The organism is Pseudomonas sp. Marseille-QA0332 (genome assembly GCF_054950175.1).
In genome coordinates this window covers 3,112,998-3,137,252 of record NZ_CM143106.1, presented here as the reverse complement: position 1 = coordinate 3,137,252, position 24,255 = coordinate 3,112,998, and the positions used below count along the sequence as shown (strand labels likewise).

Here is a 24,255-nt window from a genome sequence, read left to right as displayed (position 1 = left end):
GGTCGTCCTCAGTTCAGGAAATACTGCAGCAGGTCGTTCAGAAACAATTGTCCGCGTGGCGTGGCCACCAGTCGATGCGGTTCGACCTGCAAAAGTCCCTTTCGTTCTGCCTCGCGCCGCGCGACGGCAAGCTGGGCCAGCGGCAGCCCGGTGCGGCGGGTGAACAGTTCGGCCTCGACGCCCTGGGTCAGGCGCAGGGCATTCATCAGGAACTCGAAGGGCAGTTCATCGGCCGGCAGGGATTTCTCGCCGGCCTTGCAAGGCTTGGCAGGATTGAGATAGTCCTTGGGCAGCCGGGTCTTCCAGGTCCGCAGGATGCGGCCGTCCAGATGGCTGAGCTTGCCGTGGGCGCCAGCGCCGATGCCGATGAAGTCGCCAAAACTCCAATAGTTGAGATTGTGTCGGGCTGCCAGCCCAGGGCGAGCATAGGCCGAGACTTCGTATTGCGCGAACCCGTGGTCGGCGAGCAGGGCCTGGCCGGCCTCCTGAATATCCCAGAGGATGTCGTCTTCCGGCAGCTCCGGTGGCTGGCTCCAGAACACCGTGTTCGGCTCCAGCGTCAACTGGTACCAGGACAGATGGGTAGGCCCCAGGTCGATGGCGCGACGAAGATCGCCCAGCGCTTCGTCGAGCGACTGACCGGGCAGGCCGTGCATGAGGTCGAGATTGAAATTGTCGAAGCCGGCAGCGCGGGCCATGCTGGCGGCGCGTACGGCTTCGTCGCCACTGTGGATGCGGCCGAGGGCCTCGAGCTTGCCTTGCTCAAAGCTCTGCACGCCAATCGACAGTCGGTTGATGCCCAACTGCCGGTACGCCTTGAACTTCTCCTGCTCGAAGGTTCCCGGGTTGGCCTCCAGGGTGATCTCGATGTCGGCGGCGAACGCCACCCGCGCCTGCACGCCGGCGAGCAGGCGGCCGAGCGCGGCGGCGCTGAACAGGCTCGGCGTTCCGCCGCCGAAGAAGATCGATGACAGTGCGCGACCCTGCACCGCCGGCAGCTCCTCTTCCAGATCGGCCAGCAATGCGTCCACATAAGCCTGCTCCGGCAGTTCAGGGCCGGCCGCGTGCGAATTGAAGTCGCAATAGGGACATTTGCGCACACACCATGGGATGTGGATGTACAGCGCCAATGGCGGCAGCTCAGGCAGCCCTGGCGACCCCGCCAACGGCCTGTCGGAGGTCGTTGCGATCATGCCAGGCCCAGGCGCTGGCGCAGCACGGCCATGGCGCGAGCTCGATGACTGAGCTGGTTCTTGTCGGCTGGCGTCAGGTCGGCACTGGAACAGCCGCGTTCGGGCACCCAGAACAAGGGATCATAGCCAAAACCATGCTCGCCGCTGGCCTGGAACAGGATGCGTCCATGCCACAGGCCCTCGCAGAGGATCGGCAGTGGGTCATCGGCGTGCCGCACCAGTGCCAGTACACAGACGAACTGGGCGGTACGTCGTTCGCTCGGGACATCCTTCAAGGCGTCGAGCAGCTTGGCGTTGTTCGCCGCGTCCCCCTGGCCGTCGGCGTAGCGTGCCGAATAGATGCCTGGCGCGCCCTTGAGGTGGTCGACCGCCAGCCCGGAGTCGTCGGCCAGCGCCGGCAGGCCGGAAATGCGCGCGGCATTGCGTGCCTTGAGAATGGCGTTCTCGACGAACGACAAGCCGGTTTCCTCGGGTTCGACCTGGCTGAATTCGCCGATCGAGCGCAGTTGCACGGACTCGCCGAGCATGGCTTGCAGTTCCTTGAGCTTGCCAGCGTTGTGGCTGGCCAATACGAGTTGTTGGAGATTCATCATTCGCCTGGGAAGACTTCCTGGTTGAAACTGAGTGGATAGCGGCTGCCGCTGGCCTGGATGTCCAGATCGAACCTCAGGACCTGCGGCTGCTCGATGTCGAACTGGGCCACATAGGACACCGCCCCATGGTCGCTGACCTGGCGGAAGGAAAGCGGCCTGGCGGTGGCGCCTGGCCTGCCGAGCGTGCCGCTGATCGTGGCCATGCTGGTCTTGCCGGCCTTGAGCACGGCGATCACCAGTACGCCTTGGTGGCGACTGCGCAGCACGCCATTGGCCATTGCCACTTCCGGCTGCAGCAAGCTGGAAGCGAAGGCATTGTAGTGGATCGTGACGTCGCCGAAGGCCTGGCTGCGCTGCGCACTGGCCGCATCGGCGACCACTGCTGGCAGGGCCAGGCACAGGCTCAGCAACAGGGAAGCCAGGCGATGCATGGATGCGAACCTCCCGATCGGATCAGACCGCGACCTGCTGCTCCCGCAGGCCGGGGCTGCTCAAGCGATAGATGCCGATCTCGCCCAGCAGGTTCGGCCAGAGACGGCTTGCCCAACCGTGCTGATGCAGGCGATCCACGGCCAGGCGGTCGATGATCCTCGCTCGCCGCTCCAGGCACAAGGCCTCGAAGTCGGCAAAGGTGCAAAAGTGGATGTTCGGCGTGTTGTACCAGGTGTACGGCATGAAATCCGAGACCGGCATGCGCCCCTTGGTGGCCAGGTACCAGCGGCAGCGCCAGTGACCGAAATTGGGGAAGGTGATCACGCACTGACGCCCGACCCGCAGCATTTCATCGAGGATGCGGTCGGGATATTCCACGGCCTGCAAAGCCTGCGTCATGATGACCACGTCGAAGCTGTCGCTGGCGAAGTTGCCCAGGCCCTTGTCCAGGTCCTGCTCGATCACGTTCACACCCTTGGCCACGCAGGCCGCGATGTTCTCGGGGTCGATTTCCAGGCCATAGCCGCTGACCTGCTTGTGCGCCTGCAGCGAAGCCAGCAGCTCGCCATTGCCGCAGCCGAGGTCGAGCACCCGGCTGCCGGCGGGAATCCAGTCTTGGATGATTTCCAGGTCGGCTCTCATGCTGTCCTCAGATGGCGATACGGTTCATGTAGTTCGAGAAGCCCTGCATGTAGCGAGGCGACGGGATCAGGAAGGCGTCGTGACCGTAGGGCGCGTCGATTTCCAGGTAGCAGACGTTCTTGCGCGCGGCCATCAGGGCGTCCACGATTTCCCGCGAGCGGGCCGGGGAGAAGCGCCAGTCGGTGGTGAAGGACATCACGCAGTAGTCGGCCTTGACTCCCGCCAGAGTCGCCGCCAGGTCGCCAGCATGGGCGGCAGCCGGGTCGAAATAGTCCAGAGCCTTGGTCATCAGCAAGTAGGTGTTGGCATCGAAACGCCCGGAGAATTCCTCGCCCTGGTAGCGCAGGTAGCTCTCGACCTGGAACTCGACGCTGTGGAAGTCGTAGTTGAGCTTGTCGCTCTTGAGCTCGCGACCGAATTTCTGGCCCATGGAATCATCGGACAGGTAGGTGATATGCCCGACCATGCGTGCCAGCATCAGGCCGCGCTTGGGGATCACTCCCTGGTCCTGGAACGAGCCGCCGTGGAATTCCGGGTCGGTCAGGATGGCCTGACGAGCAACCTCGTTGAAGGCAATGTTCTGGGCCGACAGCTTGGGTGCCGAAGCGATGTCGACGCAATGCCGGACGCGTTCCGGATAGGTCATGGTCCACTGCATCGCCTGCATGCCGCCCAGGCTGCCACCGACCACGGCCGCCCACTGCTCGATGCCGAGGCGATCGGCCAGGCGCGCCTGGCTGTGGACCCAGTCCTCCACGGTCAGGACCGGGAAGTCGGCACCATAGGGCTTGCCACTGGCCGGGTTGATGCTGCCTGGCCCGGTACTGCCATTGCAGCCGCCGAGGTTGTTGAGACTGACCACGAAGAAGCGGTTGGTGTCGATGGGTTTGCCAGGGCCGATGCAGCTGTCCCACCAGCCTGGCTTGCGATCGGTGGGGCTGTGGTAGCCGGCGGCGTGATGGTGGCCGGACAGCGCATGGCAGATCAGCACGGCATTGCTGGCCGTGGCGTTGAGGGTGCCATAGGTTTCGTAGATCAGCTCGTAGCCAGCCAGCGAACGCCCGCAGGCCAGGGCCAGCGGCTCGTCGAACCGCGCCAGTTGCGGTACGACCAGGCCGACGGAATCTTCGGGAAAGACAGTGGACATCGATCCTGCTCACGCTTGAATGAGGCGTAAGTCTAAAGACCCCCCTAGGCAGCGGCAAGCCGCAGCTTGCCACTGTCGTTCATCGACGTGGGCGCACGGCCTCAGATCATCCGCCACAGTTCCTGCGGCATGCCGGCATAGGCGGCCAGCGGAGGCATGACGAACGACTGGACCACCTGGATCGCCAGGAAGGCGAAGATCGGCGAGATGTCCAGGCCGCCGAGATTGGGCACGATCCGGCGAAACGGCGCCAGTACCGGCTCGCTGATCTGGTAGGCCAGTTCGGCCGCCGGGTTGTGGCTGTTGGGCGCGATCCAGGAAACGATCACCATGACGATCATCGCCACCCAGAAGATCTTCAGGAACAGCGAAGTGACGCCGATCACCGCCCACATCAGCAGGTGTGGAATGTCACCGAAGGTGCCGTAGCTGACCATCAGCACGAAAGCCATCAACAGCGCCTGGATCACGATCGCCAGCAGCAGCGAGGAGGTATCCAGCCCGGCGATGCTCGGGATGACACGACGTACCGGCTTGAGCAGCGGCTGGGTGGCACGCACCGCGAACTGGCTCAGCGGGTTGTAGAAGTTGGCCTTGACCAGCTGCAGCACGAAACGCAGCAGGACGATCACCAGGTACAGGCTGACCAGTGTTTGCACCACGAAGATCATGGCGCCAGACAGTGCATTCATCGAAAGCTCCTCATTTGCCCAATTGTTCGGCCAGCTCGGCAGAGCGCTGCGCGGCGGCTTGCAGCGCCTGCTCGACCAGCGCTTCGAAGCCGTTGCCCTGGAACGACTTGATCGCCGCCTCGGTGGTGCCTGCCGGCGAGGTCACCCGGCGGCGTAGCTCGCCGGCGTCGACGTCGCTGGCAGTGGCCATGTGCGCGGCGCCCAGCGCCGTCTGCAAGGTCAGTTGCGAAGCAGTCTGGCGAGACAGGCCCAGTCTTTCCCCGGCCGTGGTCATTGCTTCGATCAACAGGAAGAAATAGGCCGGGCCGCTGCCGGACACGGCCGTGACCGCGTCGATCTGCTGCTCCTGGTCCAGCCATACGGTGATGCCGACGGCTGACAACAGTTGTTCGGCCTGCTGGCGCTGCTGTGTCGAGACTTCCTCGGTGGCATACAAGCCACTGGCCCCCTGGCGCAGCAGCGAAGGCGTGTTGGGCATGCAACGGACCACCGGGCGTGGCCCGAGCCACGCTTGCAGGCTCTGGCAGGTGATCCCGGCAGCGATGGAAACGATCAGCTGGCCAGGCACGAGGCTCGGCTGCAAGGACTGGCACACGGCCTTCATCACTTGCGGCTTGACCGCGAGCACGATCACGTCTGCATCGGCGATCGCCTGGTCGTTGTGTTCGAAAACCTCGATACCGTGCTCGGCCTGTATTTTCGTCCGGGTGTCGGCGCCCGGGTCGCTGGCGCGGATGCGCGACGCTTCCATGCCTTGGGCGAGCAGGCCGCCGATCAGGCTCGCCGCCATGTTGCCCGCGCCGATGAAGGCGATACGTGTCTTGCTCATGTCAGGTCCTTGAAGGAAAGGGTGAGTAGAACATGGATTCAGCCATGCCCGTAGTCGCGGGCACCGAACAGGGCGGTACCGATGCGCACCCAGGTCGCTCCTTGCGCGATTGCCGCTTCCAGGTCATGGCTCATGCCCATGGACAGGGTGTCCAGGTCGAGAGCGAGGCTTTCCTGGAGTCGACGCAGGCTGGCGAAGGCAGCCTCCTGCGTGACGCGCTCGTCACTGGGTTCGGGAATGGCCATCAAACCGCGCAGGCGCAGCCGCGGCAGGGCTGCCACGGCCCTGGCCAGGGCCGGCAGCTCGGTCGGGTTGCAGCCGGACTTGCTGGCTTCGCCGCTGACATTCACTTGCAGACAGATGTTCAGCTCGGGAAGGTGCGCAGGGCGTTGCTCGGACAGACGCTGGGCGATCTTGAGGCGATCGACCGAATGGACCCAGTCGAAGTGCTCCGCGATGGCGCGGGTCTTGTTCGACTGGATGGGGCCGATGAAATGCCAGGTCAGGTCCAGATCGCGCAACTGCTCCTGCTTGGCCAGCGCCTCCTGGAGGTAGTTCTCGCCGACGTCGCGCACGCCCGCGGTGTAGGCCTGGCGTATCGCGCTGGCCGGCTTGGTCTTGCTCACCGCCAGCAGGTGGATGCTGGTCGGGTCGCGCCTGGCGGCGTTCGCCGCGTGGTCGATGCGCATGGCGAGGGCGTACAGGTTGTCTGCTATGGTGGACATGGATCGCTGCCGACGGCTCTGGGGTCCTCGGCATTCTACCTGCTTGATGGCCTTTGAGGAGTCTCATGGATGTGACCGAACTCTTGGCGCGTGCGGCTGCGTCGGGCGCGTGCGACCTGCATCTGGCGACGGGGCGACCACCGATGCTGCGTCTTGACGCAGAGCTGCGGCAAATGCAGCCCAAGCCATTATCCTGCGATGACCTGCGCCTGGGTTTGGCACCCTGGCTCAGCGAAACCCAGCGCCAGCAATGGTTGCACGGGGACGAGCTGGACATCGCCCTTGCCGTGGCTCCTGTCGGTCGCCTGCGTGCGAGTCTGTTTCGCCAGGCCGCGGGCCTGGCGGCGAGCTTTCGCCTGCTGCCAGCGCAGGCACCTGGCCTGGAAGCGCTAGGGCTCGAGGAAGTGTTTCAGGCTGTTTCGCAGTGGCGCGAGGGCTTGGTGCTGGTCGGTGGGCCAACCGGAAGCGGCAAGTCCTCGACCCTGGCTGCACTGGTGGACCAGCTCGTGTGCCGGCATGCGGTGCATGTCCTGACCCTGGAAGATCCGATCGAGATCCTCCACCAAAGCCACAAGGGGCTGGTCACCCAGCGGGAGATAGGGCGGGATACCCGCGACTTCGCCCAAGGTTTGCGCAGTGCTCTGCGACAGGACCCCGATGTGCTGATGATCGGTGAGCTGCGCGACCTCGAAAGCATCCGCCTGGCCTTGCGCGCGGCGCAGACCGGGCACCTGGTGCTGGCCACGGTGCACACGCGGTCGGCGGCCAATAGCGTCGATCGCCTGGTCGAAGTCTTCAGTGGCGAGGAACGGTCGACGATCAGGGCGCTGCTCGCCGAGTCCCTGCGCATGGTGATTGCCCAGACACTGGTCAAACGGATTGGCGGCGGGCGCATCGCTGCGCGCGAAGTGCTGGTAGGTACGCCAGCGGTACGCAACCTCATCCGCGAGGGACGTATCGCGCAACTGGATTCGGCGATCCAGTCGGGCGCGACGCAGGGCATGCGGACCATGGAGGAGGCCTTGCGTCTGCTCAGAGTGCAAGGCCTGGTAGAGTAGGCGACGGTCAAGCGCGCCGAGCCGGTCGCCTGGTATCAGGTCAGCGCTTGGCCACGCGCAGCCCAGCGTTGCCCTGGTCCTTCGGCAGCACGCGCTTGGCCACGACGTAGTGCTTTTTCCAGTAAGGCTTGTTGAGGCTGTCGATGCTCACGCGCTTGCCCCGACGCGGAGCATGTATGAAGCGATCGTCACCCAGGTAGATGGCTACATGGTTGACCCGGCGGCTCTTGATGTTGAAGAAGATCAGATCGCCAGGCTTGAGGTCACCCCGTGCGACCTTCACCCCATGTCCCTGGGCCATCGCGTTGGACGTGCGTGGCAGGTTGACGTTGGCCACGTCATCGAAGGCATACCTGACCAGGCCGCTGCAGTCGAAGCCCTTGCTCGGGCTGCTGCCACCCCAGCGATAAGGCGTGCCCAGGGCGCTGACCGCGCGGCCAAGCACGGCGCTGCTCTGCTTGCCCGACGCGGCCACGAGCTTGCCGGTGCGTACCTTGGCGGCATTGGCGGGCTTGGCCCGCAGCGACGCGTGGGAGGCCTTGGCATGGCTGGCCGAGGCGTTGCTGGTGTAGGTGGTGAAACCGTTGGGAAGACGTTGCTCACGATTGGTGGCGTGGGCGGCCAGTGGCAATAATAGGCAGAGGGTCAGCCATGTCTTGAGCAAGGGTGGCATAGTTGAAGCTCTTGTTGGTGTCTTGGCGCGCAACTTTATAACAGCTTGTGATCATTTAATGATCCGTTGGTCGATCCAAGACCGCCATACGTCGGGCAGGTTCAAAAAAGTCACAAAAATTTTTAGAAAATTTTCATGCTTTGTTGCGAGGTTTACTAATGAATGGTTATCAGCAACCCCCTATCGCCCATGACACGCACAGCAAGGTGCTGGGCTATCTGCTATGGATCTTCGGTTTCACCGGGTCCCACCGTTTCTACTACGGCAAGCCGATCACCGGGACGATCTGGTTCTTCACCCTGGGTCTGCTGGGCATCGGCTGGCTGATCGACCTGTTCCTGATCCCGGAGATGGATCGCCAGGCCGACCTGCGATTCCAGCCAGGGCGGGTGGATTACAACCTGGCCTGGATCTTCCTGACTTTCCTCGGCCTGTTCGGAGTCCACAGGCTGTACCAGGGCAAGTGGATCAGCGCGCTGGTCTACCTGTGCACCGGTGGGCTGTTCCTGGTCGGGGTCCTGTACGACTTCTGGACGCTCAACGGGCAGATCTCCAGGCTCAATGCCGAGCGTCGTTAAGGGCTCCAGGCTGCAAGCCTGAAGCTGCAAGCCGATCGTGAAATCTCGATGATCTGCTTGCAGCTTACTGCCGCGTCTGGCGCTGTTGCAGGAGCAGGTTGCCGAAGCCGGCGCTCGCCAGCTGCTTCTGGGCTCCGGTCAACTGTTCGCGATTGCTGAACGGGCCGACCAGGACGCGGTACCAGGTTTCTTCCTTCACGGTACCCGACTCGACCTTGACCGACTGGCCGAGCAGGATGATCTGTGCGCGAACCTTGTCGGCATCGGCCTGTTTGCGGAAGGAGCCGGCTTGCAGGAAGTACTGGGTAGTGGCCGCCGGCTTGAGCACCGGTGGCGCGGGGGGCGGCGTCTGGCCGAGCAGGGCGGCCTGGGCGCGGGCCGTGTCGATCTTCGCGGCCTCTTCGGGCGTGACCGGCTTGACCGGCTGCGCCGGGACAGGCGGAGTCTTCTCGGGTACGGCCTCTGGCGGCACGATGACTTCCGACTCAGGCAGCAGCGTATAGAAGTCGTACTTCGGCTTGACCGGCTGCTGGGGAGACGGCGTGGTCCTGGCTGCCTCGGAAGGCTTTTGCGCCTGCTGCTCGGGCTTGGTGCGCTTGATATCGTTGCCGCCTGGCTCGAGCTTCATCAGGAACACGACGAAGGCACCTACCGTCAGGCCTACCGCCAGCCAGATCCAGCCGGGAATCGGCTGCTTGGCCGGCGCCTGGGTACGGCTGGCGCCGCGCTTGGGGGCGGGTTTCTTCTTGGCGGCCAACTTACATGCGCTCCAGGGTTTCCAGGCCCAGCAGTTCCAGGCCCTGCTTGAGGGTGCGACCGGTCAGTGCGGCAAGGCGCAGGCGGCTTTGCTGCTGCTGGGGAGTCTCGGCGGTGAGGATCGGGCAGTTTTCATAGAAGCTGGAGAACAGCCCGGCGATGTCGTACAGGTAGCCGCACAGCACGTGTGGCGTTCCCTTTTCGGCCACGCTGTTGAGCACTTCGCCGAACTGGGCCAGGCGCGCGGCCAAGTCCTGTTCCTGGGCGGCCTGCAGCATGATCTGACCGTCGGCCTGGTCGAAGGTCTTGCCCAGCTTGCGGAAGATGCTCGCGACTCGGGTATAGGCATACAGCAGGTAAGGCGCGGTGTTGCCATCGAAATTGAGCATCAGCTCGAAGTTGAAGCTGTAGTCGCTGGTACGGTGCTTCGACAGGTCGGCGTACTTGACCGCACCGATGCCGACCACTTCGGCGATCTGGCGCAGCTCCTGCTCATCGAGGCCGGCGTTCTTCTCCTTGACCAGGGCATAGGCGCGTTCCTTGGCCTCGTTCAGCAGGTCTACCAGCTTGACCGTGCCACCGTCGCGAGTCTTGAACGGGCGGCCGTCGGCGCCGTTCATGGTACCGAAGCCCATGTGCTCCATGTGCATCGGATGGCCGATGAAGCCGGCGCGACGTGCCACTTCGAACACCTGGTTGAAGTGCAGGGCCTGGCGCTGATCGACGAAGTACAGTGCCCGGTCGGCCTTGAGCACATTGCTGCGATAACGGATCGCCGCCAGGTCGGTGGTGGCATAGAGGTAGCCACCGTCGGCCTTCTGCACGATGACCGGCAGTGGGTCGCCTTCGGCGGTCTTGTATTCGTCCAGGAACACGCACTGGGCGCCCTGGCTCTCGACCAGCAGGCCAGCTGCCGCCAGGTCGGCGACGACATTCGCCAGGTCGGCGTTGTAGGCGCTTTCGCCCTTGACGTCGGCCATGGTCAGCTTGACGTTGAGCAGTTCATAGGTCTTCTGGCAGTGCGACAGCGAGATGTCCTTGAAGCGCGTCCACAATGCCATGCATTCGGCATCGCCCGCCTGCAGCTTGACCACCAGACCACGCGCCCGGGTGGCGAACGCCTCGGACTCGTCGAAACGCTTCTTGGCGGCGCGGTAGAAATTCTCCAGGTCCGACAGCTCGTCGCTGGTGACCGGATTCTCTTCCAGGTAGGCCAGCAGCATGCCGAACTGGGTGCCCCAGTCGCCGACATGGTTTTGCCGAATCACCTCGTCGCCGAGCCATTCCAGCACCCGGGCGACGCTGTCGCCGATGATGGTCGAGCGCAGGTGGCCGACGTGCATTTCCTTGGCCAGGTTCGGTGCCGACAGGTCGATCACCACGCGCTGCGAAGGGCCTGCCTTGCGCACGCCCAGGCGATCGTCGTCCAGGGCGGCATCGAGACGGTTGGCCAGGGCCTGGGTATTCTGGAAGAAATTCAGGAAGCCAGGGCCGGCGATCTCGACCTTGCTGACCTCTTCGCTGGCCGGCAGGGCCGCGATGAGCTTGTCGGCCAGGTCGCGCGGCTTCATGCCGGCCGGCTTGGCCAGCATCATGGCGATGTTGCTGGCGAAGTCGCCATGGCTCTTGTCCCGGGCATTTTCCACCTGGATCGCCGGCGTCAGCCCGTCAGGCAGCACACCGTCGGCGACGAGTTGGGTGAGGGCTTGCTGGATCAGCTGGCGAATGGTGTCTTTCATCGGGATCTCTTTCGACCGCAAGCGCGGCAAGGCGCTTCGATGCGCAGGTGGAAAAACTGGGCATTATCCGTGCCCAGGGCCGGCTTGCCAACCTCCACGGGGTGAGCCGCAGGCGGCGAGCGTCAAGCCGCAGCCTTCAGCCACAAGCTGCAAGCGAAGACAGACCGCGACGCCTGCACCGCCTGCTCTTGTCTGCAGCTTGGAGCCTGCGGCTCAGTACAAATCGACCGGATCGACATCCAGCGACCAGCGGACCTGCCGTCCCGAAGGCATCTGCTCGAGTTCGAGCAGCCAGGCGCCAAGCAGGCGATGCAAAGGTGCGCGGGCGCTGGCCTGCAACAGGAACTGGGCACGGTAGCGACCGGCACGACGCTCCATCGGCGCCGGGACCGGGCCGAGCAGTTCGATTCCGCTGGCGCCTTGTTCGGCCAGCAGGCGCTGCGCCGCGTTGCAGGCTTCGTCCAGAAAGCCTTCGGCCTGACCAGGCTTGTGCGCTTCGGCACGCAGCAGGGCCAGATGGGAAAAAGGTGGAAGGCCCGCAGCCCGGCGCTCGCTGATCGCCTGTTCGGCGAAGGCGAAATAGCCCTGCTCGGTCAGCTGGACCAACAAAGGGTGCTCGGCCAGGTGCGTCTGCACGATGACCTTGCCGGGCTCTTCGGCCCGTCCGGCGCGGCCGGCGACCTGGACGATCATCTGCGCCATGCGCTCGCTGGCGCGGAAATCGCCGGAGAACAGGCCGCCATCGGCGTCCAGCACTGCTACCAGGGTGACGCGCGGAAAGTGGTGACCCTTGGCCAGCATCTGGGTGCCGACCAGGATGCACGGCTGGCCGCGCTGGATGGTGGCGAACAGTTGCTGCATGGCATCCTTGCGCGCGGTGCTGTCTCGGTCCACGCGCAGCACGGGGTAATCGGGGAACAGCGTGGCCAGGCGCTCCTCGGCGCGTTCGGTGCCAGCGCCGACCGGACGCAGGTCGACGTGGTCGCACTGTGGGCATTGCCGTGGAATCCGTTCCTCATGGCCACAGTGATGGCAGCGCAGCACGCCGGAGCGCTGGTGCACGGTCATGCGCGCATCGCAGCGCGGGCACTCGCAAAGCCAGCCGCAATCGTGGCAGAGCAAGGTGGGCGCAAAGCCGCGTCGATTGAGAAACACCAGCACCTGCTGGCCGGCGGCCAAGGTCTGCCCGATCGCCTGCTGCAACGGGCCGCTGATGCCGCTGTCCAGCGGCCTGCTCTTCACATCCAGGCGCAGGAAGCGCGGCTGACGGGCACCGCCGGCACGCTGGTTCATGCGCAACAGCCCGTAGCGGCCGCAGTGGGCATTGTGCAGGCTTTCCAGCGACGGAGTCGCCGAACCCAGGAGGATGGGAATGCCCTCCTGTCGAGCACGCACCAGTGCCAGGTCCCGGGCATGGTAGCGCAGGCCTTCCTGCTGTTTATAGGAGCTGTCGTGCTCTTCGTCGATGATGATCAGCCCGGGATGCTTCATGGGCGTGAACAGTGCCGATCGCGTGCCGATGATGATGTCTGCCTCGCCGTCGCGGGCCGCGAGCCAGGCGTCCAGGCGCTCACGATCATTGACCGCCGAATGCAGCAGGGCGATGCGGGCGTTGAAGCGCTGTTCGAAGCGCGCCAGAGTCTGCGGGCCGAGGTTGATTTCCGGAATCAGGATCAATGCCTGCTTGCCGGCCTCCAAGGTTTCGCGGATCAGTTGCAGGTAGACCTCGGTCTTGCCGCTCCCGGTGACGCCTGCCAGCAGAAACGCCTGGAAGCCGCCGAAGGCCGAGCGCACCGCATTGAACGCGGCGCGTTGCTCGTCATTGAGCGGCAGTTCCGGCTGCGCCAGCCAGTGTTCGTGGCGAGGCGCCGGCAGATGGCGCCGCACCTCGACCGCCACCAGCTCCTTGGCCAGCAGCAAATCGAGGCTGTCCTTGTTCAGGCCCAGCTTGCCGAGCAGGGCATGGGCTACCCCATGGGGGTGCTGGCTCAAGGTACGCAAGGCTTCGCGCTGGCGAGGTGCCCGTGCCATGCGTGGGTCGTCCAGGCGCGCGCCTGGCGCCACTTGCCAGAAACGGTCCTGGCGCATCTGTGCCGGTTCGCCTTGGCGCAGCAGGGTCGGCAAGGCCCAGTTGAGCGTGTCGCCCAGGCTGTGCTGGTAATACTGGGCCGTCCACAGGCACAGCTTGAGCAGGGATGCCGGCATCGGCGAGGTGGAGTCGAGCACGGCGACGGCGGGCCTGAGCTTGTCGGCGGGCACCTCGCTGGTATCGCACACCTCGATCAGCACGCCGATCAGCTCTCGGCGACCGAAGGGCACGCGCAGGCGCATGCCCGGAGCAAGCGAATGACTTGCCGTGCCCGCTGGCGCCCGGTAGTCGAACAGACGGCGCAGGGGCGAAGGCAGGGCGAGGCGCAGGATGACGTCGGACACGCGGCAATCTCTGAAGGGGCGGTAGCCCAAGCGAGCCTAGCACGACGGTCGGTGGGTGCGAAAACTTGCGCTCGAGCGCGGCTCTGTTATTATTCGCCGCCTGATTCCGTGCGGTATTCAACAATGGTGTTGGATGGCGGCACGCAGCCGAGGAAGTGACCATGAAAGCAGATATTCATCCGAATTACGAAGTCGTAGCAGTCACCTGCAGCTGCGGCAACAAGTTCGAAACCCGTTCGACCCTGGCCAAGCCGCTGGCGATCGACGTGTGCTCGCAGTGCCACCCGTTCTACACCGGCAAGCAGAAAGTCCTGGACACCGGTGGCCGCGTCCAGAAGTTCGCCGACCGCTTCGGCATGTTCGGTACCAAGAAGTAAGCATGCACATGGCGAAACCTTCGGGATTCGCATGGCTGTCGAAGAAGGCGCCCCTCGTGGGCGCCTTTTTCATGGGCGCGATCTGGCATGCGTCGGCCCATGCGCATTGTCCCGTGCCGGCCAAGGCGCAGCAGGCCGCGGTTCGCCAGGTGGTCGATGGCGATACCTTGCGTCTGGCCGATGGTCGCAGCGTTCGCCTGATCGGCATCAATGCGCCGGAAGTCGGCCGCAGGGGACAGGCCGGCGAACCTTATGCCGAGGCTGCGCGGCGTCGGCTGCAAGCGTTGGTAAGAGCCAGCGATGGTCGTGTCGGCCTGGTATTGGGCCGACAGGCGAAGGATCACTATGGCCGAACCCTCGCGCATGTATATGGACGCGAAGGTGACAATTTCGAGGCGCGTCTGCTGGCCGAGGGGCTGGCCTACCAGGTTGCCCTGGCGCCGAACCTTGCCCTCGTCGACTGCCAGCGCCAGGCCGAGCGCCAGGCTCGGCAGGCGCGCCTGGGGCTATGGCGACACGCCCCGGTACGGCGAGCCACAAGCATCATGCGCCCGGGGTTCGCGCTGGTCGCAGGGCGTGTCGGCAGCATCGAGCGCAATCGTGGCGGGACCTGGCTGGAGCTCGATGGTCATCTGACCGTGCATATACCGGCAGGCCAGCAGCGCCGGTTTCCGGCTGGTTTCTTCGATCGCCTCCAGGGCCGCACGATGGAAGTCCGTGGCTGGGTGCGCGAGCGCGGCACGACGGCCGCGCGCCGAGGGAAAAGGCCGCGCTGGCTGGTTTCCGTCAGCGACCCGGTCATGTTGCAACGACATTGAGCCTGCCGCGCGGCGAGCGCAACGGTCGTTGCGAAAGCGCGTTGCGCCTGGCCAGATATAGCGTAAAGTCGTAGGCAACAGGCCTTGACACAAGTGACCGGGCAGTCTTGTCGCTATTCGGCTCTTTGCGTATCCTCGGCGGTCCGTCAGAACAGTCCAATAGCGGAATGCCCATCATGTCAGATCTAAAAACCGCCGCTCTCGAATACCACGCCCATCCCCGTCCGGGGAAACTGAGCGTCGAACTCACCAAGCCGACCGCCACCGCGCGCGATCTTTCCCTGGCCTACAGCCCAGGCGTCGCCGAGCCCGTGCGCGAGATCGGTCGCGATCCGGAGCTGGCCTACAAGTACACCGGCAAGGGCAACCTGGTCGCCGTCATCTCCGACGGCACCGCCATCCTCGGCCTGGGCAACCTTGGTCCGCTGGCCTCCAAGCCGGTCATGGAGGGCAAGGGTGTTCTGTTCAAGCGCTTCGCCGGTGTCGACGTCTTCGACATCGAAGTCGATGCCGAAAGCCCGCAGGCGTTCATCGACACCGTCAAGCGCATTTCCATCACGTTCGGCGGCATCAACCTGGAAGACATCAAGGCGCCAGAGTGCTTCGAGATCGAGCGCACCCTGATCGAGCAGTGCGACATCCCGGTGTTCCACGATGACCAGCACGGCACCGCCATCGTCACCGCGGCGGGCATGATCAACGCGCTGGAAATCGCCGGCAAGACCCTGGACGAGGCGAAGATCGTCTGCCTGGGCGCCGGGGCCGCGGCCATTTCCTGCATGAAGCTGCTGGTCAGCATGGGCGCCAAGGTCGAGAACATCTTCATGATCGACCGCAACGGCGTGATCCATGCCGGCCGTGACGACCTCAACCAGTACAAGGCCCAGTTCGCCCACGCCACCGACAAGCGCACCCTGGCCGATGCCCTGCAAGGCGCCGATGTGTTCGTCGGCCTGTCCGGCCCGAACCTGCTCAGCGCCGAAGGGCTCAAGTCCATGGCGGCCAACCCGATCGTGTTCGCCTGCTCGAATCCGGATCCGGAAATCAAGCCGGAGCTGGCGCACGAAACCCGCAATGACGTGATCATGGCCACCGGTCGTTCCGACTATCCGAACCAGGTCAACAACGTGCTGGGCTTCCCGTTCATCTTCCGTGGCGCCTTGGACGTACGCGCCAAGCGCATCAACGAAGAGATGAAGATCGCAGCGGCCGTGGCCCTCAAGGACCTGGCCAAGCTGCCCGTGCCAAAGGAAGTCTGCGCTGCCTACAACGTCGAATCCCTGGAGTTCGGCCGCGAGTACATCATCCCCAAGCCGATGGATCCGCGCCTGATCACGGTGGTTTCGGACGCTGTAGCCAAGGCTGCGATCGAGTCCGGCGTCGCCACTCTGCCGTATCCGCAGCACTATCCGCTCAAGAGCGTGGATGACGTGTTCAACGGCTGATCGGTGACCCTGTCGTGAAGAAAAGCCCCGGCTTGCGAAAGCCGGGGCTTTTTCGTTGATCAGACCCTGGCGCTCCCGGCGTGCTTGCGGCGCCATGGTGAGTGTTTGCAGGGCCGCTCCTACGACTCGCGGCCGCTCCCGTCAGAACAGGTCCATCGGTGCGGCTTCGTCCGCCGGCAGCGGGCTGCCTGGCGCCACGCCGTTGCCCAGCTCGCTGGACGAAGGCGGCGAATCTTCGGCCTTGAACAGCTCGAAGTAGGCGTTGGGCGTCGAAGGCGTGGCGGCGCGTCCGCTGACCGGGTCGACGCGCAGGCTGAGGATACCTTCCGGCTCGGCTGGGGGATGGCTTGGCTTGTCCTTCAGCGCAGCGCCCATGAATTTCATCCAGATCGGCAGCGCCACGGTACCGCCGTACTCGCGACGACCCAGGGTCTCAGGCTGGTCGAAACCGGTCCAGACAGTGGTGATGTAGTCAGCGTTGTAGCCGGAGAACCAGGCATCCTTGGACTCGTTGGTGGTACCAGTCTTGCCTGCCAGGTCGTTGCGTCCGAGCGCCATGGCCCGGCGACCTGTGCCGCGCTTGATCACGTCCTGCAGCATGCTGGTAAGAATATAAGTGGTGCGCCCGTCGACGATGCGTTCGGCCACCTGCGGCGCTGCGGCTGGCTGGGCATCGGCCGGCATGGCCTCGCCTGGCAACTGGACACCGACAGGCTGCTCCGGCGCGGCGATGCCGGCCTGGTCCTGGTTGGCCTGTGGCACGCGCGCGGGATTGGCCGTGAACAGGGTTTCGCCGGTACGGCTCTCGATCCGCTCGATCAGGTACGGGCTGATCTTGTAGCCACCATTGGCGAAGGTGCTCCAGCCGGTGGCGATCTCCATCGGAGTCAGGGTCGCGGTGCCCAGCGCCAGGGACAGGTTGCGTGGCAGGTCCTGCTTGTTGAAACCGAACTTGGCGATGTAGTCGATGGTACGGTCGACGCCCATCGATTGCAGCAGGCGGATCGACACCAGGTTGCGCGACTTGTACAGCGCCTCGCGCATGCGGATCGGGCCGAGGAAGGTGTTGGTGTCGTTCTTCGGGCGCCAGACCTTGTCCAGGTAGTCGTCGACGAAGACGATCGGGGCATCGTTGACCAGACTGGCTGCGGTATAGCCATTGTCCAGGGCCGCGCTGTAGATGAACGGCTTGAAACTCGAGCCGGGCTGGCGCTTGGCCTGCATGGCACGGTTGTAGTTGCTCTGTTCGAAGGAGAAGCCGCCTACCAGGGCCCGAATGGCACCGTTGTAGGGATCGAGGGTCACCAGTGCGCTCTGCGCGCCTGGCACCTGGCTGAACTTCAAGGTGCCATCGGCCAAGCGCTGCAGGCGCACCAGGTCGCCGACCTCGGCGACATCGGCAGGCCCGCGTGGCACGCGCCCCAGGCTGTTGGTATTGATGAACGGTCGGGCCCACTTCATGGTTTCCCAGGCGACATGCTCCTGCTTGCCATCACGCATCAGTACCTGCAGGCCGGTCTTTTCCACCTGGGTGACGATGGCCGGCTCAAGCCCGCCGAGGCTGCGCTGCTTGTTCAGCGCCTGTTGCCAGGCTGCAATGTCCTTGCCCGGGAAGCGTGCCTCCGGGCCCCGGTAGCCGTGGCGCTCGTCGTAGCTGGCCAGGCCGTCGCGCACGGCATCGTTGGCCATTTCCTGCAGGTCGCTGGGCACCGTGGTGGTCACGCGAAAGCCTTCGGTGTAGGCGTCGCTGCCGTACCGGCCGACCATCTCGGCGCGGGCCATTTCCGCGATCCAGGGCGCATTCACCTCGGGCGTTGGCACGTGATAGCTGGCATTGAGCGGTTCGGCCAGGGCGGCCTGGTAGCTGGCCTGATCGATCTTGCCGAGGCGGTACATGCGCCCCAGGATCCAGTCGCGACGCTCCTTGGCGCGGACCGGGTTGGCCAGCGGGTTGAAGCGCGACGGCGCCTTGGGCAGCCCGGCGATCATCGCCATCTGCGCCAGGCTCACGTCACGGATCGACTTGCCATAGTAGACCTGCGCCGCTGCCTCGATACCGTAGGCGCGGTTGCCCAGGTAGATCTTGTTCACGTACAGCTCGAGGATTTCGTCCTTGGTCAGCTCGCGCTCGATCTGCAAGGCCAGGAGGATTTCCGTGGTCTTGCGCGAGAAGCTGCGCTCGCTGCTGAGGAAGAAGTTCTTCGCCACCTGCATGGTGATGGTACTGCCACCGGTCTGGATATGCCCCGACTTGAGCAGCTGGGTGGCGGCACGCATCAGGCTGCCAGGGTCGACGCCATAGTGATTGAGGAAATTGTCGTCTTCGGCTGACAGAAGCGCCTGTATGAACTGCGGGGGGATTTCCTCGAAGCGGATCGGCGAGCGACGCATTTCGCCGAACTCGGCGATCAGCTTGCCGTCGCTGCTGTAGACCCTCAGCGGGATCTGCAACTGGATGCTTCTGAGCGCGTCGACCGAGGGCAGGCTGGGACTAAGATAAAGGAAGGCACCGCTTACACCGAGTACCAGCGCGCAGATGACAGCGACGAAAGACCACCAGAAAAACTTCAGCAGGCGTATCAAGGTTCTAGGGCGTCCAGGTTGAGGATTTAGGTTGCGCGCAATGGCCGGGCTCAGAAAAAAACGCTGGGCATTATAAGCATTTTTCACTCTGCCGGGTGACCGGCCGACGGGCACGCCTGTGCCACCGTCGGGCCATGCCGCCCGCGAAAAAACACGAGGAAAGCAGTCATGCTGGGACGCTTCGGCAAGGATGCCGGTTCATTCTCAGGGATGGAGATAGGTCCGGATTCCGTGCGCGCCCTGCGGCTTCGAAGGCAGGCTGGCCGGTACCAGGTCCTGGCCTGGGGCATCGAGCCATTCCCACCGACGGCACTGGACGAGGGCCGTGTTCGCGACCCCCAGCCCCTGGTCGCCGCGCTGCGCAGGCTGGCGCAACGCCTCGGTGGCCCGCGGCATATGGCCCTGGCCTTGCCGGCCAACCAGGTGATCGTCAAGCGGCACCACCTGCCAGCCGGGCTGGGCGAGGAGCGAATGGAAGCGCAGCTGCTGGCCGAGGCCGATCGCTTCGTGCCGTTCGCGCTCGACGAACTGGCCCTCGACTTTCACGTGCAGAGGCCTTGCCCGCGCGACCCGGCAATGCTGGACGTATTGGTCGCAGCCTGTCGCCAGGTCCAGCTGGACACGCTGCAGGACCTGCTCCAGGCAGCCGACCTGCGGGCGAGCGTGCTCGAAGTGGACACCCTGGTCCTGCGCCGCTTGCTGCCGGCCAGCGCGGGGCCCCACGCCCGCCTGCTCCGAATCGACGGCGCTAGGGCGGCCTTGCACGCCTGGCCGGAAGACGAAGCACCGTGGTGCCGGGTGATGCGCACCGATTCGCAAGGGACGTGGATCGATGAGCTGGCGCGCTGGCTCGGCGACCCGCCATCGACGTACCGCGCGCAAGGGTTGTATGTGCTCGGTGCGCACGCGACCCTGGGGCGCTCGCTGAGCGAGCGCCTGGCGATGCGCTGCCATTTCATCGAATCATTACCGGTGCACACGGCTGACATGCCTCGCGACAGCGACGACCTGCGTCGCCACGCATCCCTGATGAGCCTGGCTTGCTGCCTGGCCATGCGCGGGCTGGAGCCATGAACCGTATCAACCTGCTGCCTTGGCGCGAACATCGGCGCCAGGCCAGGGTTCGTCGCTGGCAAGTCTCGATGGTGGTGGCCGTGCTGTTGGCTGGAGCCCTGGTTGCCAGCTGGGAGCTGCGCCACCGACACCGTTTGCACATCCTGCAGGCCGACAATGCCTCGTTGCAGGCACAGCTCGAGTCCCTGGAAGCTTCCGTGCAGCAACTGGCCGAACTGCAAGAGCGGCTCGAAGCCTTGCGCAGCAAGCATCGGGCCTTGGCCAGGCTGCGCGAGCAGGCGGGCGATCCGCTCGCCCTGCTGCGTCATCTAGAAGATGTCTTGCCGCCAGGCCTGTACCTCACGGAACTGAAGTTCGAGCAGCGTCGCCTGCACATTCGCGGCGAAGCCGCACGCGCAGCTGCGGTTGCAGACTTCTTGCGCGCGCTGCAGGCGGCGCCCGCGGTACGGTCGGCTCAACTGCATGAACTGCGTGCTGGCGGGCAGGGCCATGCCTTTCGACTTTCGCTGCAATTGCAGGAGCGCTTGTCATGAGCGGCTGCGCGGGATTGACATGGCAACAGGCGGCGCTGCTGCCCTGGCCCGTGAAGGCGCTGTTACTGACGTTGTTCGTGCTGGTCGCGCTCGGACTGGGCTGGGCCTGGCGTATCGAGCCACTGACCGAGACCTATCGCATGGCCCGCCTGAATGCGCAGGCGCTTCAGGCCCGAGAGGCCGAGCGGCGCGTGGCGCTTGGCCGTGCACAGGCCGTCGAGGCGGCTATCGGACAAGCGGAGCAGGCCTTGCAGGATGCTTCCTGGCGGCTATCGGCGGGTGCCGGTTTCGACGAGCTTCAAGAGCAACTGAGCAGGCAGGCCAGTGAATACGACTTGGTGTTCGAACGGATCGAGGCCAGGGACCAACAAGACGCCGATGGTTATCGCAGCATGCCCTTGCAGCTGCAGGTGGTCGGTCGTTATGCAAGCTTGCGGCTCTGGCTGGATGACTGGCTGGGCCAGCTGCGACTGCTGCAGGTAGAGGATCTGCACCTGGCCCAGCTTGCCCCGTATCCCGGGGCAGTGCGCCTGCAACTGCAGGTCCGGGCTTACCAGGGCGAGATCGCGCGATCGCCAGCCCCGTCATCGCTTGCCCACGAACCCTCGCGAGCCGCGCCAGCGGCGCCAGGCGTGGATCCGTTTCAGCACGCGACCGCCACGGCAGGTCCCCAAGGCCTGGAGGAGGTGCCGCTCGAACGGCTGGAAATGGTCGGCGTCCTGGCTCGGCGCGGCGTGCACCAGGCCGTACTGCGCCTGGACGGACGCTTGCACCGGGTCGCCGTGGGCGAGCGACTCGGGCACGGCGAGGGACGGGTCATCGGCATCGATGCCCGCCGCGTACAGGTGAGCGCCCCGGCCTTCGTGGCCGGCCAGGGATGGGTACAGCGCTCGCGGTTCATCGTGCTCGGAAAAGGCACGACCAAGGAGAATCAGGATGGGCAGGCTCAAGTGGCTGGGATGGATGCTGGCGCTGTTGGCGCTGCCGCTCTCGAGCGGGGCGGACGAGCGGGATGAACCGCTTTCGCTGCATTTCCAGGATGTGGAGGTGCGTTCGGCCTTGCAGACGCTGGCGGACTATGTCGGCGTCAACCTGGTCGTCAGCGACACGGTGCAAGGCAATGTGACCTTGCGCCTGCAGGATGTGCCATGGAGCCAGGCCCTGGACCTGGTGCTGCGCAGCAAGGGACTGGGGCGCAGGGAGGTCGCCGGAGTGCTGCTCGTGGCGCCTCTGGCCGAGCTGGCGGGACAGGCCCGGGACAGCCGCGTCGAGCGCGAGCTGGAAGATGACCGCCAGCCGCTCGAGCGGGCCTTGCTGGCGGTCCACCATGCCCGGGCTAGCGAACTGGCTTCGCTGGTCATGGCTGCCTTCGAGGACGATGGCATCCTGGCTGGGCGTGGCGCGATAAGTGTCGACGAGCGCACCAATACCCTGGTGGTGACCCAGCCTGCCCGGCGCCTGGCGCAGATACGCGAACTGGTCGGGCAGCTGGACGTGCCGGTGCGCCAGGTGATGATCGAGGCGCGTATCGTGGAGGCGGATGTCGATTACGAAAAGCACCTGGGGGTGCGCTGGGGCGGGCCGCTGTACGGCGAGAAGGTCCGCCTGGGCAGCGAGCTGTTCGTCGACCTTGGCGTGGAACGGGCGACTTCCGGCCTCGGCCTGGGCTTGCTGCGCAGCGATATCATGCTGGACCTCGAACTCACCGCCATGGAGAAGAGTGGCAATGGCGAGATCGTGTCGCAACCGAGGGTCTTCACCGCGGACAAGGAAACCGCGCGCATTCTCAAGGGCACCGAGGTGCCGTATCAGGAGACCAGCCGTAACGGCGCGACATCCGTGTCGTTTCGCGAGGCATCCCTGTCGCTGGAGGTCACCCCGCAGATCACGCCGGACGACGGCGTGATCATGGCCGTGCGGGTCACCAAGGACGAACCGGACTATCTCAACGCGCTCAACGACGTACCGCCGATCCGCAAGAATGAGGTCAACGCCAAGGTACGGGTGAGAAATGGCGAGACGGTCGTGATCGGCGGGGTGTATTCGACCGTGCAGAGCAATGTGGTCGACAAGGTGCCATTTCTCGGCGATCTGCCGTATGTTGGGCGACTGTTTCGACGCGATGCTTTACAACAAAGAAAATCCGAGCTGCTGGTCTTCCTGACTCCGCGTATCATGAATGACCAGGCGATTGTCGTGAGTCGTTGATTCTGTGCGAAATTTGATACTAGTGGGACCGATGGGGGCCGGAAAGAGCACCATCGGGCGGCTGTTGGCCAAAGAACTGCGCCTGCCGTTCCGGGACTCCGACAAGGAGATCGAGCAGCGTACCGGAGCGAATATCCCGTGGATCTTCGACAAGGAAGGCGAGCCGGGCTTTCGCGACCGTGAGCAGGCGATGATCGCCGAGCTCTGCGCGCTTGATGGCGTGGTACTGGCCACCGGCGGCGGCGTGGTGATGCGCCCAGCCAACCGCGCGGCCCTGCACCAGGGGGGCAGGGTGATCTACCTGCATGCCTCGGTGGAGCAGCAGGTCGGGCGAACCGCGCGTGATCGCAACCGCCCCTTGCTGCGTACCGCCAACCCGGAGCAGACCTTGCGCGAGCTGCTGGCCGTGCGCGATCCGCTCTATCGGGAAATTGCCGACCTGATCGTGGAAACCGACGAACGGCCGCCACGCATGGTCGTGCTCGACATCCTCGAGCGCCTGGAGAAGTTGCCGCCCCGATAAGCCGGCACTATGCTCGGCGACCGGTGCCGAAGGCAGGGTTAAAACTCAGCGCGGGTCGCACGTCGATGCCGCGCCCAAGTTCATTGTGGGGATACATGCAGACACTAAAGGTCGACTTGGGTGACCGTAGCTACCCGATCTACATTGGCGAAGGCCTGCTGGGCCAGGCGGATCTGCTCAGGCCGCACATTGCCGGCAAGCAGGTTGCCATCGTCTCCAACGAGACCGTCGCTCCTCTGTATCTCGAGCGCCTGAGCCGAACCCTGGGCGCCTGGTCGGTTCTGCCGATCGTGCTGCCCGATGGCGAAGCCTTCAAGAACTGGGAAACCCTGCAGCTGATTTTCGACGCCCTGCTGGGGGCCCGGCACGATCGCCGTACCACCATCGTCGCCCTGGGCGGCGGCGTCATCGGCGACATGGCGGGCTTCGCCGCCGCCTGCTACCAGCGTGGCGTGGATTTCATCCAGGTGCCGACCACCCTGCTTTCCCAGGTGGACTCGTCGGTGGGCGGCAAGACCGGCATCAACCACCCCTTGGGCAAGAACATGGTCGGGGCCTTCTACCAGCCCAACGCGGTGCTGATCGATACCACCAGCCTGTCCACCTTGCCCGATCGGGAGCTGTCGGCCGGGCTGGCCGAGGTGATCAAGTACGGCCTGATCTGTGACGAGCCCTTTCTCGGCTGGCTGGAAGAACACATGGCCGCACTGCGCCGGCTCGAGCCGCAGGCACTCACCGAGGCGATTCGTCGCTCCTGCGCGGCGAAGGCCGCCGTGGTCGGTGCCGACGAGCGCGAGTCCGGTGTGCGGGCTACCCTGAACCTGGGCCACACCTTCGGCCATGCCATCGAGACCCACATGGGCTATGGCGTCTGGCTGCATGGCGAGGCGGTCGCCGCTGGCACCGCGATGGCTCTGGAGATGTCCATGCGGCTGGGCTGGATCGAGCGGGCAGCGCGTGATCGCGGCATTCGCCTGTTGGTCGAGGCAGGCCTGCCGGTCGTGCCGCCCACGCAAATGACCCCGGCCCATTTCATGGAGCACATGGCGGTCGACAAGAAGGTGCTCGACGGCCGCCTGCGCCTGGTGCTGCTACGGCAGATGGGTCAGGCCGTGGTGACCGACGATTATCCGAAAGAGATCCTTCAGGCAACGCTCGCGGCGGATTATCGCGCGATCGTGGCCCAGCTTTGAGGTTGTGACAG

Annotated in this window: 24 protein-coding genes; 11 read left to right on the top strand and 13 right to left on the bottom strand. The window is 64.8% G+C overall.

Annotated elements, in window-relative coordinates:
- Positions 1-8: 8 nt before the first annotated feature.
- The 8 genes from hemW to ACY8GK_RS14465 form a co-directional block, all read right to left on the bottom strand.
- Positions 9-1,193: a radical SAM family heme chaperone HemW gene (hemW, locus tag ACY8GK_RS14500; protein WP_196175646.1), complete on the bottom strand. Its 1,185-nt coding sequence runs from the start codon at positions 1,191-1,193 to the stop codon at positions 9-11.
- Complete coding sequence (gene rdgB / locus ACY8GK_RS14495; RefSeq protein ID WP_196175648.1) at positions 1,190-1,786, bottom strand: RdgB/HAM1 family non-canonical purine NTP pyrophosphatase; 597 nt, start codon at positions 1,784-1,786, stop codon at positions 1,190-1,192. Before rdgB ends, hemW begins: the two co-directional genes overlap by 4 nt.
- A complete protein-coding gene (locus ACY8GK_RS14490; protein ID WP_196175650.1) occupies positions 1,783-2,217 on the bottom strand; it encodes a DUF4426 domain-containing protein in 435 nt (144 codons plus the stop codon). Before ACY8GK_RS14490 ends, rdgB begins: the two co-directional genes overlap by 4 nt.
- A 22-nt stretch (positions 2,218-2,239) precedes the next feature.
- Positions 2,240-2,860 (bottom strand): methionine biosynthesis protein MetW, encoded by a 621-nt coding sequence (metW, locus tag ACY8GK_RS14485; protein ID WP_196175652.1) that lies wholly within the window; start codon positions 2,858-2,860, stop codon positions 2,240-2,242.
- Positions 2,861-2,867: 7 nt separating this feature from the next.
- Complete coding sequence (gene metX, locus ACY8GK_RS14480; RefSeq protein ID WP_196175654.1) at positions 2,868-4,007, bottom strand: homoserine O-succinyltransferase MetX; 1,140 nt, start codon at positions 4,005-4,007, stop codon at positions 2,868-2,870.
- A 101-nt stretch (positions 4,008-4,108) separates the two neighbouring features.
- Complete coding sequence (locus tag ACY8GK_RS14475) at positions 4,109-4,699, bottom strand: YggT family protein (protein WP_196175656.1); 591 nt, start codon at positions 4,697-4,699, stop codon at positions 4,109-4,111.
- A 10-nt stretch (positions 4,700-4,709) separates the two neighbouring features.
- The gene (proC, locus tag ACY8GK_RS14470) at positions 4,710-5,528 is read right to left on the bottom strand and encodes a pyrroline-5-carboxylate reductase (protein WP_196175658.1); all 819 of its coding nucleotides are present in this window, start codon (positions 5,526-5,528) and stop codon (positions 4,710-4,712) included.
- Positions 5,529-5,566: 38 nt separating this feature from the next.
- Positions 5,567-6,253, bottom strand: coding sequence for a YggS family pyridoxal phosphate-dependent enzyme (locus ACY8GK_RS14465; RefSeq protein ID WP_462401499.1), 687 nt, complete (start codon positions 6,251-6,253; stop codon positions 5,567-5,569).
- A 65-nt stretch (positions 6,254-6,318) separates the two neighbouring features.
- Between ACY8GK_RS14465 and ACY8GK_RS14460 the strand changes: the two genes are divergently transcribed.
- Positions 6,319-7,311 (top strand): type IV pilus twitching motility protein PilT, encoded by a 993-nt coding sequence (locus ACY8GK_RS14460; protein ID WP_462401498.1) that lies wholly within the window; start codon positions 6,319-6,321, stop codon positions 7,309-7,311.
- 40 nt (positions 7,312-7,351) lie between these two features.
- On the opposite strand, the gene ACY8GK_RS14455 is transcribed toward ACY8GK_RS14460, so the two are convergent.
- Positions 7,352-7,984: a C40 family peptidase gene (locus tag ACY8GK_RS14455; RefSeq protein ID WP_462401497.1), complete on the bottom strand. Its 633-nt coding sequence runs from the start codon at positions 7,982-7,984 to the stop codon at positions 7,352-7,354.
- A 158-nt stretch (positions 7,985-8,142) separates the two neighbouring features.
- Between ACY8GK_RS14455 and ACY8GK_RS14450 the strand changes: the two genes are divergently transcribed.
- Positions 8,143-8,562 (top strand): NINE protein, encoded by a 420-nt coding sequence (locus tag ACY8GK_RS14450; protein ID WP_462401496.1) that lies wholly within the window; start codon positions 8,143-8,145, stop codon positions 8,560-8,562.
- A gap of 64 nt (positions 8,563-8,626) precedes the next feature.
- Here the strand turns inward: ACY8GK_RS14450 and ACY8GK_RS14445 are convergent, their stop codons facing one another.
- The 3 genes from ACY8GK_RS14445 to ACY8GK_RS14435 all read right to left on the bottom strand — a co-directional run bounded on the left by ACY8GK_RS14445 (position 8,627) and on the right by ACY8GK_RS14435 (position 13,490).
- Positions 8,627-9,319: an SPOR domain-containing protein gene (locus ACY8GK_RS14445; RefSeq protein ID WP_196175668.1), complete on the bottom strand. Its 693-nt coding sequence runs from the start codon at positions 9,317-9,319 to the stop codon at positions 8,627-8,629.
- A 1-nt stretch (position 9,320) separates the two neighbouring features.
- Entirely contained in the window at positions 9,321-11,057 is a 1,737-nt protein-coding gene (gene argS, locus ACY8GK_RS14440) for an arginine--tRNA ligase (protein ID WP_196175670.1), read from the bottom strand.
- Positions 11,058-11,270: 213 nt separating this feature from the next.
- Positions 11,271-13,490 (bottom strand): primosomal protein N', encoded by a 2,220-nt coding sequence (locus tag ACY8GK_RS14435; protein ID WP_196175672.1) that lies wholly within the window; start codon positions 13,488-13,490, stop codon positions 11,271-11,273.
- 161 nt (positions 13,491-13,651) lie between these two features.
- Between ACY8GK_RS14435 and rpmE the strand changes: the two genes are divergently transcribed.
- The 3 genes from rpmE to ACY8GK_RS14420 all read left to right on the top strand — a co-directional run bounded on the left by rpmE (position 13,652) and on the right by ACY8GK_RS14420 (position 16,130).
- Positions 13,652-13,867: a 50S ribosomal protein L31 gene (gene rpmE / locus ACY8GK_RS14430; RefSeq protein WP_023378219.1), complete on the top strand. Its 216-nt coding sequence runs from the start codon at positions 13,652-13,654 to the stop codon at positions 13,865-13,867.
- Between the two features lie 2 nt (positions 13,868-13,869).
- Positions 13,870-14,685, top strand: a complete 816-nt coding sequence (locus ACY8GK_RS14425) for a thermonuclease family protein (protein ID WP_196175674.1) — start codon at positions 13,870-13,872, stop codon at positions 14,683-14,685.
- Positions 14,686-14,861: 176 nt separating this feature from the next.
- Positions 14,862-16,130, top strand: a complete 1,269-nt coding sequence (locus tag ACY8GK_RS14420) for a malic enzyme-like NAD(P)-binding protein (protein ID WP_196175676.1) — start codon at positions 14,862-14,864, stop codon at positions 16,128-16,130.
- A gap of 141 nt (positions 16,131-16,271) precedes the next feature.
- Here ACY8GK_RS14420 and ACY8GK_RS14415 read toward each other — a convergent pair whose 3' ends face one another.
- On the bottom strand, positions 16,272-18,710 hold the full coding sequence (locus tag ACY8GK_RS14415) for a penicillin-binding protein 1A (protein ID WP_462403024.1): 2,439 nt from the start codon (positions 18,708-18,710) through the stop codon (positions 16,272-16,274).
- A gap of 171 nt (positions 18,711-18,881) precedes the next feature.
- On the opposite strand from ACY8GK_RS14415, the gene pilM reads away from it, so the two are divergent.
- The 6 genes from pilM (at position 18,882) to aroB (ending at position 24,244) form a co-directional block, all read left to right on the top strand.
- On the top strand, positions 18,882-19,787 hold the full coding sequence (gene pilM / locus ACY8GK_RS14410) for a type IV pilus biogenesis protein PilM (protein WP_462401495.1): 906 nt from the start codon (positions 18,882-18,884) through the stop codon (positions 19,785-19,787).
- Positions 19,784-20,320, top strand: coding sequence for a PilN domain-containing protein (locus ACY8GK_RS14405; RefSeq protein WP_462401494.1), 537 nt, complete (start codon positions 19,784-19,786; stop codon positions 20,318-20,320). The genes pilM and ACY8GK_RS14405 overlap by 4 nt, the downstream gene beginning before the upstream one ends.
- On the top strand, positions 20,317-21,336 hold the full coding sequence (locus ACY8GK_RS14400; protein WP_462401493.1) for a pilus assembly protein PilP: 1,020 nt from the start codon (positions 20,317-20,319) through the stop codon (positions 21,334-21,336). The genes ACY8GK_RS14405 and ACY8GK_RS14400 overlap by 4 nt, the downstream gene beginning before the upstream one ends.
- Complete coding sequence (locus ACY8GK_RS14395) at positions 21,257-22,528, top strand: type IV pilus secretin PilQ (protein ID WP_196175686.1); 1,272 nt, start codon at positions 21,257-21,259, stop codon at positions 22,526-22,528. Before ACY8GK_RS14400 ends, ACY8GK_RS14395 begins: the two co-directional genes overlap by 80 nt.
- Before the next feature lie 4 nt (positions 22,529-22,532).
- Positions 22,533-23,051, top strand: a complete 519-nt coding sequence (gene aroK, locus ACY8GK_RS14390) for a shikimate kinase AroK (protein WP_196175688.1) — start codon at positions 22,533-22,535, stop codon at positions 23,049-23,051.
- A 95-nt stretch (positions 23,052-23,146) separates the two neighbouring features.
- Positions 23,147-24,244, top strand: a complete 1,098-nt coding sequence (aroB, locus tag ACY8GK_RS14385) for a 3-dehydroquinate synthase (RefSeq protein ID WP_196175690.1) — start codon at positions 23,147-23,149, stop codon at positions 24,242-24,244.
- Positions 24,245-24,255: the final 11 nt, after the last annotated feature.